This window comes from Ensifer sp. NM-2 (assembly GCF_003024455.1).
In the GTDB taxonomy this organism is placed as follows: Bacteria; Pseudomonadota; Alphaproteobacteria; order Rhizobiales; family Rhizobiaceae; genus Ensifer; species Ensifer canadensis.
Window position 1 is genome coordinate 34,586 of sequence record NZ_PVZR01000022.1, and the last position, 12,389, is coordinate 46,974.

A 12,389-nucleotide genomic window follows, 5' to 3' on the forward strand; every position below is an offset into this window, starting at 1 on the left:
GAACGGCGATGTCGAGACAAGCCCTGTTCAAGCGCCGATATCGCCGGGACGAGGAAGCAATCCCGTTCCTGCTCAACGGCTTGCCCGAAATCGGACGACGTGGCGACACGGTCATGACGGCCATCCTTTCGCTCGGATCCAGCCTTCGCCGGGCGGAATTCACCGGCGAGAACCGCGCAGGCTTCTGCCTGATCGGCGCCTGCCAGGATTGCTTCGTGATGACGGCGGACGGTAGCCGCGTGCGTGCGTGCAGCACGGCACTGAAACCCGGCATGGCTTTTTTCACGACCACGATGGAGCGCGTCGAGCATGACTGATGCTCTGCCGATCGTGATCGTCGGTGCCGGTCCGGCCGGCATCCGCGCCGCCGAACAAATGGTCGAAGCCGGTATCCGGCCGATCGTTCTCGACGAGGGGTTGCGCGCCGGCGGGCAGATCTACCGGCGCCCGATGATCGACGACGGTCGTTCCTACCGCAACCGGTACGGCTCCGAGGCGAGAAAGGCCGAGCAGTTGCACGCGACCTTCGAGCGGCTCCGCCCGGCAATCGAGTATCGGCCGGAAACACTTGCCTGGAACGTCAGCGGCCAGGAGCGCGGCGGCCACCTCGATGTGATGACTGACGGCGTGCATAACCAGATTGCCTTTTCCAAGCTGCTTTTGTGCACCGGCGCCACGGACCGCGTGCTGCCATTTCCCGGTTGGACGAAGCCGGGCGTATTCACGCTCGGTGCCGCCCAGACGGCTTTGAAGGCGCAAGGTTGCACGGTCGGCGACCGACTGGTTTTCATGGGGTCCGGCCCGCTGCTTTATCTTGTTGCGTGGCAATACATGAAGGCGGGAGCGACAGTGGCCGCCGTGCTCGATACGGCGCCGTTGCGATCGAAAATCCATCTGGTGTCGCTGTTCGCCCGAGCGCCGCGCATCGTCGCGCTCGGCCTGTTCTATGGCGCTCAGCTCCAACTCTCGGGCGTCAAGATCCGATATGGTGTTCGGCCTGAAACGGTCATCGGCGCAGACCGGGTCGAGGGCATCCGCTTTCAGGCGAGTGGCTGCACACAAGAGCTCGAATGCGACGCGATTGCCTACGGGTTTGCGCTGCGCCCGGAAACGCAGCTGGCCGACCTCGCCGGATGTGGCTTCCGCTTCCAGGATCGCGACCGGGCATGGTTGCCGGAACGCGACGCCCTGGGCCGCACGAGCCGGAAGGATGTCTACGTCTCCGGCGACGGCAGCGGTATTGCTGGTGCCGATGCCGCCGAAATCGACGGCCAGCTGGCCGCATTGGCGATCCTCAATGATATGGGCAAGACAGTCGAGGGCGATCGTCTCCGGCAATTGATGGCTGCCCGGGCAGGGATCCTGCGCCAGCGCGAAATTCTCGAAAACGCGTTTCCCTTCCCGCGCGACTGGTTCGAGACGGTGCCGGCCAAGACGACGCTTTGCCGGTGCGAGGAAATCAGCATCGGCGAGATCCGCCGCGCGGTCGAGGCCGGGAACATCGGCGAGATCAATCGGATGAAGGCTTTGAGCCGCGTCGGCATGGGGCGTTGCCAGGGGCGGATGTGTTCGGCCGCCGCAACTGAGGTGCTTCGCAGCATCCGCAATGTCGAGCCGCAGGAAACCGGCCGTCTGCGGGCGCAGGCGCCGGTGAAGCCAATTCCGCTCGGCTTCGGCGGTCCGCTCGACAGGGAGGCAGGCCGATGATCCAGCGCATTTCGGCGGATGTGACCATCATCGGCGGCGGGCTTGTCGGCAGTTCAGCAGCGCTGGCGATGCGCAAGGCCGGACTTGCCGTTGTGCTGATCGATAAGGGCTTCTGCGGCGCCCAGGCCAGCGGTGTCAACTATGGCGGCGTGCGCCGGCAAGGACGGCCTCCCGAGCAATTGCCGCTGTCCCAGCGGGCACACGGCATCTGGCCACGACTGAAGGCACTGGTCGGCATTGACGGAGAATACGTGCCGTCCGGCCATCTGAAGCTAGCGCGCACTGAGGCGGATTTTGCCAAGCTGGAAGCCTATGCCGAGATAGCCAAGCCCTACGGGCTCGATCTCGAGCTGGTTGGGGCTGCCGCATTGAAGACGCGTTTCCCGTGGTTGTCGGCGGCAGGCGCAGGCGCATCGCTTTGCCCAGGCGACGGTCATGCCAATCCCAGGCTGGTCTCGCCCGCCTTCGCGCGTGCGGCGGAACGGGCGGGCGTGAAGGTCTTCGAACAGACCCCTGTGCATGATGTGCGCGCGACCGGCAGCGGATTTGCCGTGCTTGCGGGAGAGAATGTCGAAATTCGCAGCCGTCAGATTGTCAACAGCGCCGGTGCCTGGTCCGATATGTTTGCCGCGCAGTTCGGCGAACGCGTTCCACTGACCCGCATCTATCCCTCGATGGTCGTCACCGAGCCGTTGCCGATGCGATTGCCGGTCAGCATGGGCGAGCAGGGCGGCAGTTTTTACGGACGGCAGGTTGCGCGCGGTAACTATGTGATGGGTGGCGGGCGCGGAGCAGCACTTGCCGATCCCGATTTCTCGCGGCCGTCGGTAACGGCGGCTTCATCGGTCATGCAGCGCGCCATAGCGCTCTTTCCGCATCTGGCCACTGCCCAGGTCATCCGGTTCTGGTCCGGTACGGAAGCGGAGATGCCTGACGGCAATCCGGTCATCGGCGCAAGCCAGACGACGCCCGGCCTCTTCCACGCCTTCGGGTTCTGCGGCGCCGGGTTCCAGATCGCGCCTGCCGTCGGCGAAGTGCTCTTGGAGCTCGTCGCCACCGGGCAAAGCACCACGCCTATCGATGCCTTTTCCATCGGCCGCTTCAGTCAAGTAGCGGCTCAAACTGCAGTCTCGTTGTAAACAGAAAGGGGAATACCATGATTGACCAACGCCTTATGAGAACTTCGGCCCTCGCGCTGCTCGCGTTCGCCGTTCAGCAGACCACCGCCCAGGCGGAAACCAAGACGCTTTACATCGGCATGAATGGCGGCAATTTCGAGCGCGCCTACACCGAGCACGTGTTGCCTCCCTTCGAGAACGCCAATGACGTCAAAGTCGTCATCGTTCCCGGCACCTCAGCCGACATTCTCGCCAAGGCCACGGCTGCCAAGGACAATCCGCAGATGCATGTCATGCTGCTCGACGACGGCGTCATGGTGCGCGCCATTGGCGCCGGGCTTTGCCAGAAGATCGCCGACGATCCTGTGCTTGCTGAAATCCAGCCGGCTGCGCGCCTAAAGGATGACATGGCAATCGGCGTCGACATGGGCATGACGGGCCTTGCCTACAACAAGAAGCTCTTTGACGAAAAGGGCTGGCCGGCACCGAGCTCCTGGATGGATATGGCCGATCCGAAGTTCGAAAATGCGGTGGTGTTCCAGTCCGCTTCCGCCTCCAGTTTCGGCCTGCATGCCTTCCTGATGTTCAACCGCATCCAGGGCGGCGACGAGACCAATGTCGAACCCGGTTTCGAGAAGTTTTCCGATATGATCGGCAAGAACGTCATCGAGTTCATTCCAAGCTCTGCCAAGATCTCGGAGATGGTCCAGACCGGCGAAGCGGCGATCTTCCCGCTGACGCCGACGGCGGTAAACAACCTGAAGGACAAGGGTATACCGGTGGAATACGCCCAGCCGAAGGAAGGCTCAGTCGTTCTCGCCGTAACCGAATGCGTCATCGCCAACAACAGCGAGCCGGAACTCAGCCAGAAGCTTGCCCATTACCTGCTGTCGGCAGAGGCTCAGAGCCTGGCGCTGGACAATGGCAACATCATTCCGTCCAACAGGAACGCCAAGGCCGGTACGGCTGCGGCCAATGAGAAGCTGGCGACCTTCAAGACCAACATGGAAACCGCGAAGGTTCTGGATTGGGATGCAATCAACAAGAGCCGTCAGGACTGGAACAAGCGCTGGAACCGCATGATCGAGCGCTAATGCGCTGAAAATCTCTCCTCGCCAGTTCGGCCTGACATCAAGCGCCCTCCGCTCCCCGGCGGAGGGCGCAGCCGTATCCGGGACTGCTAGCGCACCACGCCTGATATTAGGGCGCTTCATGCCTTGGCCTGACCAATTGTGTTTGCATGAGCATGCTTTAGAACACAGGGATGATCGCTCTCACGAAGATACGCGAGTTAGATATTTCACCGGCCGACACCGGGGTCGGGCGTTTGCATCTAAGTGCTGCAAGCGGGCTCGTGTGCCTGGATTCGATCATCTGCGTCATTGCAGATGATGAGCTTCACCTAGGCGTGTTTTCCTTGACCAGCGGGAAGCCCGGTCATCTGATCCGCCTGTTTGATGGCGTGTTGCCCCAGGCCAAGGCTGCTCGCAAGCGACAAAAACCCGATCTCGAGGCGCTCGCACGCCTTCCCACCTTCCGGGAGTTTCCTCATGGCGCGCTATTGGCATTTGGCTCAGGCTCCAGACCCAACCGCCGCAGGGGGGTTCTGCTTGGATTAGGTCCCAATGCCGACGTGCTGATGCCGCCTCGAACCGTGGATCTTTCACCCATTCTTGTTCCGCTCAACGAAGAATTCTCCGAGGTCAATATTGAAGGCGCGGTCGTGGTTGGCGATGAACTGCGCTTGTTCCAGCGTGGCAACAAGAACCAAGCCGACAACGCGATCATCCGGTTCCCGCTTTCAACAGTACTGGATGCATTGCAGGCCGGGTCTGTCGAAGCCATCAAGCCATCTTCTATCCGTCGGCTAGACTTGGGGGTTCTCCACGGTGTGCCATTCTCCTTCACGGACGCGGCCGTTTTGAGCAACGGCGATATGGTTTTCAGCGCCGTTGCAGAAGATACCGAAGATGCATTCCGTGATGGACCCTGCATCGGCGCCGCAATTGGAATAGCTGACAATAATGGTAACTTGCGTTCGGTGCGTCGCCTTGAGCGACCACACAAGATAGAGGGTATCCACGCTCGATCGGATGGAAGCCGTCTGGACCTCCTGCTTGTCACTGACGCGGACAACCCAGAGATACCGTCAGTGCTTTTCTCCACCACGATGGAAATCTAAGATCCTAAAAATAGGAAGAGAGCCGGGCGGTGCGAAGACCCGACAAGGACGCTGGATCTGCCGGGTTTTGCGTTCACGGTCGCATAATGTATCGTCGGGAGGCGCGATCCATCTCCGCATCGTGCAGGTTCTTGAAATGATCATGAGCAGTTCTAGCGGAGCAATGTGTCTTCAGGGTCGGTACCGATCGCCTTGCAGGCCGCAACTTGCGGTTTGGCGCAGGGCAACCCCGCCCTAGTATGGAGGTTCCCAGTGCCTCTTTTCATCGTGCACCATCAGCATTCGCCCCAAACCTGCCCCGCACGCGATCCGGCCAAGGGCGCGATGCTGCTGAACCATTTGAGCCGGCCTAGCGCCGCTCGCCATGGCGTGGTCATCAAGGGCGAAGCCGTCGTTCGCGGTTCCCATTCACTGTTCTTCATTGCCGAAGCGGCGGATGAGACCGTCCTCCAAGCGTTCTTGACGCCGTTCCTTCAAGCCGGCGAGGTCGAAGTGATGGCGGCGTCGACCTGCGCCGGGGTCGTGGCGAGCGGCGGCTGCGATGCACGCCCGGCCGACGTTTCCGCCGCGGTGCTCGACCCGGCGGACGCTTGCCAGGACGCCGTCGAGGCGGGGCTCCTAATTCATAGCGTCTATCCGCTGAACGGCGAGACGTCGGTGCAGGACCTCGCGGGCGGGGCAGTCGTGCCCAATGGTCGGTTCTACTTGCGCAATCACTTCGATATTCCGAACCTCGATGGCGAGAGCTATCGGCTCTCCGTCAACGGGCTGGTCGAAAGGTCTTTGAGTCTGAGCATGAGGGACCTTCACAATCTCTACGCTGAGAGCCTCGTGGTAACCCTCGAATGCGCTGGCAACGGCCGCAGCCTGTTCGATCCGGCCGTGCCCGGCGAAGCCTGGGGCCTGGGCGCCGTCAGCACCGCCGAATGGACCGGCGTTCCCTTGAGCAAGGTGATCGAACGGGCAGGCCTGCGGTCCGGCGCGACGGAACTTACGTTCCGCGGTGCGGACGGCGGGCTCGTCGAGGGTCACGATGCGCCGGTTCGTTTCGAGCGTGGCCTCAGCTTCGACCAGATTCGCGAAACGGACGCGCTTCTCGCCTACGAGATGAACGGCGAGCCGCTGTCGTCAACTCATGGCTATCCGCTGCGGCTGATCGTGCCCGGTTGGTATGCGGTGGCGTCCGTCAAGTGGCTGACCGAGATCGTCGTTACCGACAAGCCCTGCGAGACCCACTATCAAGCGGAGAAGTACTGGTACCAGTGGGTGCGGAACGGGCGCGACGAGCGCGCGCCGGTGACGCTCATGAGTGTGCGGGCGCTGATCTCTTCGCCCGATCAGGGGGAGAGCCTACCGCGCGGCGAGACCGCGATCCGTGGCGTCGCGTGGTCTGGCGCCGGGAGCATATCCAGGGTCGATGTCAGCCTAAACGACGGCCCGTGGCGCGAGGCGCGGCTCGTCGGCGAACCGCGGCGCTCTGCCTGGCAATGGTGGGAGCTGATCACGCGAATTGAGCAGACGGGGCCGCTCGCCGTGCGGGCGCGCGCCACCGACATGGCCGGCCGGACTCAGCCTGAGCGCGCCGAGTGGAACCGTCTGGGCTACGGTAACAACTCGATCCACTCTGTGACCGCACAGGTGATCTGAAGCTCAGAGCGAGTGCTCGACGAGACGTCTGGTCAGCAAAATGTCGCCGCGGCGGATGCGGTCGGATGGCCAAGTGCATTTGCAGCGATCCTACAGCGCCGCGCTACTTCTGCGCCTGCCCCGCCGGCATCGGCTTGACTGGCGCGCCGGGGAAGATCTTCTGCAGATTTCCGGCGATCACCTGGTCGCCTTCCGAAACACCCGAGGCCAACCCAATGAGATCGCCGCTGGTCGGGCCGAGGGTGACGAGCCGCTGCTCGACCGTATCGTCCTTGCCGACGACATAGACATATTTGCCGAGCTGGCTCGATCCGAGCGCTGTCTCCGGCACCATCATCACGTTCGGTTCATCCCTGATCTTCAGGCGCACGCGGACATACTGGCCGGGAAGCAGGGTCAGATCGGCATTGTCGATCGTGGCGCGCGCTACCACCGTTCCGGTATTGCCCTCGACCGTGTTGTTTATGAAGCTGAGGTCGCCGCGGTAACGCGGTTCCTTGTCGCCGGGCAGAAGCACCTCTGCCTCCACTTTGCCCTTTGTCCGGGCCTTCCGGATGTCGGCGAGTTCGGTTTCGCTCGGGTTGAACGAGACATAGATCGGCGAAAGCTGCACAAGGTTGTTGAGCGGGGTTCCGGTCGTGCTGCTGACCAGTGTTCCCTCCGGCGCCAGGTTGCGCCCAAGCTGCCCGGCAAAGGGGGCGCGGATTTCGGTGTAGTCGAGGTTGATCTCAGCGGTGCGAACTGCCGCCCGCGACATGGCAAGTGCAGCCTCCGCCTGACGCACTGCGCTCTGACGCTGGTCGAAACTGTCCTTGTCCAGATATCCTGTCGTGGCAAGCTCGTTGCCGCGCGTGAGATTGGATCGGAGATAGGCGAGTGACGCTTCGTCCCTTTCGACCTGGGCCTTTGCCTGATCCAGTTCCGCCCGATAGTCGCGTGCGTCGATCCGATAGAGGAGATCGCCGCCCTGAACATCCGAACCGTCCGCAACCGCCTGTGACTCGATATAGCCGGTGATCTTGGCGCGAAGCGTCACGTTGCGGATCGCCTCGGTCCGTGCGGAATAGTCAAGATAGATGGGGATCGTTTTCTTGACGACAGCCGCGACGGGAACGGGCATGGCCTGTTGCGCTGGAGCCGGGGCGGCCCCGGCATCGCCGCCTTTGATCTCGAACCCGCCATTCCTGTAGTGGTAGGCCGCAGCGAGGGCGGCGATTATGACCACTGCGGCAAGAACCAGTCTCGAACCACGCATGTTAGGCTCCAATCCTTATTCCACCGCCTCCGGCTCGTGGCTCTGGCCAACGGGCTTTGAGGAAAGTCCCTCCCGCCATTGTTCGATGACCGCGTAGAAGACCGGGACGAAAATGAGTGTGAGAACGGTCGCCGCGAGCATGCCGCCGAACACGGTGGTGCCGATCGACTGGCGGCTGGCAGCACCGGCGCCCTTGGCGTACATCAGCGGCAGCACGCCGAGGATGAAGGCAAAGGCTGTCATCAGAATCGGGCGCAAGCGCAGGCGCGCCGCTTCCGCTGCTGCTGCCACCACATCCAGCCCTTCCTCGCGCCGGCGGCGCGCGAACTCGACGATCAGGATGGCGTTCTTGGCGGCAAGTCCAACCAGCATCACGAAACCGATCTGCGAATAGACGTCGATCTGCATTCCGCGAAGCCACAGTGCCGACAGCGCGCCCAGAAGCGCGAGCGGTACCGAGAGCAGCACCATGAACGGCATCGACCAGCTTTCGTACTGGGCGGCCAGGATCAGGAAGCAGAAAACGAGCGCGAGCGCAAAGACGAGCGCGGCGATCGAACCTGCTCGGATCTCCTGATAAGTAATGCCGGTCCATTCGAATGTGTAGTCCCGCGGCAGCGTCGTACGGGCGACCCGCTCCATTGCCGCTGCCGCCTGGCTTGAACTGAAGCCGGGTGCTGCCGCGCCGTTGATCAGCGCAGAGGGATAGTTGTTGTAGTGGGTGATGGTCTCTGGTCCGACCGTCGACTTGAACGAGCCGAGCGTGTTGAGCGGCACCATTTCGCCCTGGCTGTTGCGCACATAGAACCGTGAAAGATCGGTGGCCGAGGCCCGCGCAGCCTGATCGGCCTGCAGCGTCACGCGGAAGGTGCGACCGAACAGGTTGAAGTCGTTGACATAGAGCGAGCCGAAATAGATCTGCAGCGTGCTGAAGATATCCGGCAGGTTGAGGCCGAGCAGTTTCGCCTTGTCACGGTCGAGATCGTAGTCGAATTGCGGGCTCGACGTGCTGAAGGTGGTGAAGAGCTGGTAGGGATTGATCTCCGGCTGTTTGCGTGCCTCGGCAATCAGCGCCTGGGTTGTGTCGCTGAGCGCCTGTGCACTGCGCCCGGCGAGATCTTCGACCTGAAACTCGAAGCCACCGGTCGCGCCGAGCCCTTGGATCGACGGGGGATCAAAGGCGAGCACAAGCGCGTCCGGGATCTGCAGCAATTGCGGCTGCACCGCCTCGCGCAGCGCCGAAGCGCCTTGTGCCGCGGGACGTTCATCCCATGGCTTCAGAACCGCGAATTGCACGGCGGAATTCGACTGGGCGGCGAAGGACAGGAAATTGAAGCCGACGACGGAGCCGACGAAATCGACACCTGCCGTGCCGCGAAGGATCTCCTCGGATCGCCGCGCGACGGCCTGGGTGCGTTCGAGCGAGGCGCCGTCGGGAAGCTGGATGACGACGAAGAAGTAACCCTGGTCTTCGACCGGCAGGAAGGTCGACGGCGTGCGCTGCCACAGCGCGTAGGTCGAGCCGATGGCGATGAGGAAGAGCGCAAACAGCGCCCAGCGCCAGCGCACGAGCCCGGCTATGCTACGTGCATAACCATCCGACAGTGCGTGAAAGCCGGTGTTGAACCAACGGAAGAGCGCAAAGCGCGGCTCGCCGCGATAACGCAGGAAGGCGGCGCTGAGCGCCGGGCTGAGGGTCAGCGAGTTGAAGGCGGAAAAGGCGACCGAGATCGCGACCGTCAGGGCGAACTGGTTGTAAAGGCTGCCCGCAACGCCCGGGATGAAGGCGACCGGAATGAAGACCGCAAGCAAAACTGCGGTGGTCGCGATGATCGGGCCTGTCACTTCCTGCATCGCCTTGCGCGTAGCGGCAAGTGGCGGCAGGCCGGCCTCAAGCTGACGTTCGACGTTCTCGACGACGACGATCGCGTCGTCGACCACGAGGCCGATGGCGAGCACCATGCCGAGCAGGCTCAGCATGTTCAGCGAAAAGCCGAACAGATACATGACGACCAGCGTTGCGATCAGCGACACCGGGATGGCGATCGTCGGAATGATCGTGGTGCGCAGGTTCTGCAGGAAGATGAAGACGACGAAGACGACGAGGGCGAGCGCCTCGAGCAACGTAAACACCACATCCTCCATCGCCGCCGAGACGAAGCGGGTGGTGTCGTAAAACATGTGGTAGGCGATGCCTGCGGGGAAGCGCTGCGACAGTTCATCCATTTTGGCCTGGACGCGGCTTTGCAGGTCGAGCGCATTGGAACCGGGCGCCTGGAATACGGCGAGTACGACACTTTCCTTGCCGTTGAAGGTGACCGACGACGAATAGAGCAGTGCCCCGAGTTCGATGCGCGCCACATCGCGCAGCCGCGTCGTCGCCCCGGTCGTCTGGTCGGCCCGAAGCACGATATCGCCGAACTGCGCCGGATCGCTCAACCGACCGAGCGCGTTGATCTGCATCTCGAAGGGTGTCCCGGCTGGTGCCGGCGATTGCCCGATCTTGCCGCCTGCGACCTGGATGTTCTGTTCGGCGATGACGTTCTGCACGTCGACGGCGGTGATGCCGAGATTGGCCAGACGGTCGGGATCGAGCCAGACGCGCATCGAATAGCGACGCTCGCCGAAGAGCTGGACGTCGCCGACGCCAGGCAGGCGCTTCAATGGATCGAGGATCTGCAGGTAGGCGTAGTTGCTGACGGAGGCGAAATCGACCGAATTGTCAGGCGAATCCAGGCTCACCAGCACGGTGAAGTTCGGGATTTGCTTGGCAATGGTCACGCCGGTCTGGTTGACGAGCGCGGGAAGCGAGGATGCTGCCTGCGAAACTCGGTTCTGGACGTCGAGTGCGGCGACGTCGATCGGATAGCCCACTTCGAAGGAAATGATGATCCGCGACGAGCCGTCATTCGAACTCGTCGAGGTCATATAGAGCATGCCCGGCACGCCGTTGATCTGCTGTTCGAGCGGCGTCGTCACCGTATCGGCGACCACCTGGGCGCTGGCACCTGGATAGTTGGCTGCAACGACGATCTGTGGCGGCGTCACATCGGGAAACTGCGAGATCGGCAGCAGGAAATAGCAGATGCCGCCGGCAAGCGTCATGATGATCGCGATTGCCGATGCGAAGATCGGCCGGTGAATGAAGAAGTCGATCATGGCGGGATCGATCCTTGCAAGGCGCCATCGTGAAGGGTCCACGGGGCGTCATTTTGGTAAAGTGCCCCGCGATTGGAGCGTTCGGAGGGCAGAATGTTTGCGGCAGCGATGCAGGCGGCATTTCGGGAGATCCCGAAAACGGGCAGGCAGACGTCTGCCACGCGGACCTTGCGGTCAGCGGTGCGGTTCTTCGCCTTCGGCCCATCCAGCATGCGCATCGTAAGGCTCCAGCACGAGATCACGATGGGCCGGAGCGACCCAAATCTTGAACGTGATCGAAACTTATAAGTCTGTGCGGTGTGCACTCTGGCTAAAAGACGCCCGACGACCGCGCCCACCGACATTACGCTAGAAATTTTTCTGCAGTTACCGCTGTGTCCCGGAAGCCCTCGCGACAAACGGCATTCCTCGATGCGCCGCTGGCGAAAATGTTACTGGTCGGTAACATCGTCGCATGTTATCTGTCGCCAACGGGTCGTCAAGGGGCAAGTTTTTCCATGCCGACGACGTCGGGCCGAATGCGATGACCACGGATTCCCGCAAGCAACCACGTCTTTCGCCGCGCGATCGCCTCGTCAAGGCGGCCCGCCAGCTGTTCCGCAGGCACGGCATTCGCGGGATCGGTGTCGACGCCATCGCCGATGCCGCCAGCAGCAACAAGATGACGCTCTATCGTCACTTCAATTCGAAGGACGAACTCATCGTCGAATGTCTTCAGCGCGCGGGAATGGAGATGGACGGCTTCTGGCGGGAGCTGGAGGACGCCCACCCCGGCGACGGGCTGGCGCAGCTCAGGGCCTGGGTCCGGCGGATCGCCGAGCACCTCGGCGACGACGATTGCCACTGCGAAATGATGAGCGCCGCCGTCCAGCTGACGGACGAGGACCATCCCGGCAGGTCGGTGATCCGGAAGTTCAAGGATGCGCAACGCGATCGCGTTGTGGAGCTTTGCCGCAAGGCCGGTGTCGCCAATGCGGAACTGCTCTGCGACACGTTGCTGTTGTTGATCGAGGGCGCGCGTGTCGCCCAGCAAAGCAGCGGGGTGCAGGGGCCGAGTGCCCGCTTTGCGGAAATCGCCGACGCGGCGATCTTGTCGCTTTCCGGGAGCGGTGCCGTCCGCAGATAGCGGCGCGTTGCCTACCACTCCCCAGGCTATTCGGGATGGTGGCTGTCGATCACGAAGACGTGCTCGCTGTCGATGCGCGCAGCTCCGGCGATGTGAGGGGGGTCGCTCCGAGCCAGCCTGTACGCGGATAGGTGATCAGCCAGCAGACATGCGGCAAGGCGAACTGCCGCGGCAAAGAGCGCCGGCCTGTCTTCC

10 protein-coding genes are annotated in these 12,389 nt (G+C 62.5%); 7 read left to right on the forward strand and 3 right to left on the reverse strand.

The window, feature by feature from the left end; all coding sequences use genetic code 11:
• Positions 1-8: 8 nt before the first annotated feature.
• The 6 genes from C6558_RS30830 (at position 9) to C6558_RS30855 (ending at position 6,654) form a co-directional block, all read left to right on the forward strand.
• On the forward strand, positions 9-317 hold the full coding sequence (locus C6558_RS30830; protein WP_107028075.1) for a (2Fe-2S)-binding protein: 309 nt from the start codon (positions 9-11) through the stop codon (positions 315-317).
• Complete coding sequence (locus tag C6558_RS30835; protein ID WP_107028076.1) at positions 310-1,707, forward strand: NAD(P)/FAD-dependent oxidoreductase; 1,398 nt, start codon at positions 310-312, stop codon at positions 1,705-1,707. The genes C6558_RS30830 and C6558_RS30835 overlap by 8 nt, the downstream gene beginning before the upstream one ends.
• Positions 1,704-2,846, forward strand: coding sequence for an FAD-binding oxidoreductase (locus tag C6558_RS30840; RefSeq protein ID WP_057221236.1), 1,143 nt, complete (start codon positions 1,704-1,706; stop codon positions 2,844-2,846). The genes C6558_RS30835 and C6558_RS30840 overlap by 4 nt, the downstream gene beginning before the upstream one ends.
• 17 nt (positions 2,847-2,863) lie before the next feature.
• Positions 2,864-3,919 (forward strand): ABC transporter substrate-binding protein, encoded by a 1,056-nt coding sequence (locus C6558_RS30845; RefSeq protein ID WP_107028077.1) that lies wholly within the window; start codon positions 2,864-2,866, stop codon positions 3,917-3,919.
• A gap of 170 nt (positions 3,920-4,089) precedes the next feature.
• Complete coding sequence (locus C6558_RS30850; protein WP_057221234.1) at positions 4,090-5,007, forward strand: hypothetical protein; 918 nt, start codon at positions 4,090-4,092, stop codon at positions 5,005-5,007.
• Positions 5,008-5,259: 252 nt separating this feature from the next.
• Positions 5,260-6,654, forward strand: a complete 1,395-nt coding sequence (locus C6558_RS30855) for a sulfite oxidase (protein ID WP_162771122.1) — start codon at positions 5,260-5,262, stop codon at positions 6,652-6,654.
• Positions 6,655-6,757: 103 nt separating this feature from the next.
• On the opposite strand, the gene C6558_RS30860 is transcribed toward C6558_RS30855, so the two are convergent.
• Genes C6558_RS30860 through C6558_RS30870 form a run of 3 tightly spaced genes read right to left on the reverse strand, consistent with a single transcriptional unit; the run spans position 6,758 to position 11,286 of the window.
• Positions 6,758-7,909: an efflux RND transporter periplasmic adaptor subunit gene (locus C6558_RS30860; protein ID WP_057216450.1), complete on the reverse strand. Its 1,152-nt coding sequence runs from the start codon at positions 7,907-7,909 to the stop codon at positions 6,758-6,760.
• A gap of 15 nt (positions 7,910-7,924) precedes the next feature.
• Positions 7,925-11,068 carry an efflux RND transporter permease subunit gene (locus tag C6558_RS30865; RefSeq protein WP_107028078.1) on the reverse strand — a complete coding sequence of 1,048 codons (3,144 nt, stop codon included), beginning with the start codon at positions 11,066-11,068 and terminating at the stop codon, positions 7,925-7,927.
• Entirely contained in the window at positions 11,065-11,286 is a 222-nt protein-coding gene (locus C6558_RS30870) for a hypothetical protein (protein WP_057216456.1), read from the reverse strand. The genes C6558_RS30865 and C6558_RS30870 overlap by 4 nt, the downstream gene beginning before the upstream one ends.
• A 305-nt stretch (positions 11,287-11,591) precedes the next feature.
• On the opposite strand from C6558_RS30870, the gene C6558_RS30880 reads away from it, so the two are divergent.
• On the forward strand, positions 11,592-12,194 hold the full coding sequence (locus C6558_RS30880) for a TetR/AcrR family transcriptional regulator (protein ID WP_107028105.1): 603 nt from the start codon (positions 11,592-11,594) through the stop codon (positions 12,192-12,194).
• Positions 12,195-12,389 lie beyond the last annotated feature (195 nt).

Excerpts from the sequence above, each read along its gene's own strand:
- C6558_RS30830 (WP_107028075.1), top strand. The coding sequence starts at position 9 with ATGTCGAGACAAGCCCTGTTCAAGCGCCGATATCGCCGGGACGAGGAA.
- C6558_RS30835 (WP_107028076.1), top strand. The coding sequence starts at position 310 with ATGACTGATGCTCTGCCGATCGTGATCGTCGGTGCCGGTCCGGCCGGC.
- C6558_RS30840 (WP_057221236.1), top strand. The coding sequence starts at position 1,704 with ATGATCCAGCGCATTTCGGCGGATGTGACCATCATCGGCGGCGGGCTT.
- C6558_RS30845 (WP_107028077.1), top strand. The coding sequence starts at position 2,864 with ATGATTGACCAACGCCTTATGAGAACTTCGGCCCTCGCGCTGCTCGCG.
- C6558_RS30850 (WP_057221234.1), top strand. The coding sequence starts at position 4,090 with ATGATCGCTCTCACGAAGATACGCGAGTTAGATATTTCACCGGCCGAC.
- C6558_RS30860 (WP_057216450.1), bottom strand. The coding sequence starts at position 7,909 with ATGCGTGGTTCGAGACTGGTTCTTGCCGCAGTGGTCATAATCGCCGCC.
- C6558_RS30865 (WP_107028078.1), bottom strand. The coding sequence starts at position 11,068 with ATGATCGACTTCTTCATTCACCGGCCGATCTTCGCATCGGCAATCGCG.
- C6558_RS30870 (WP_057216456.1), bottom strand. The coding sequence starts at position 11,286 with ATGCGCATGCTGGATGGGCCGAAGGCGAAGAACCGCACCGCTGACCGC.
- C6558_RS30880 (WP_107028105.1), top strand. The coding sequence starts at position 11,592 with ATGACCACGGATTCCCGCAAGCAACCACGTCTTTCGCCGCGCGATCGC.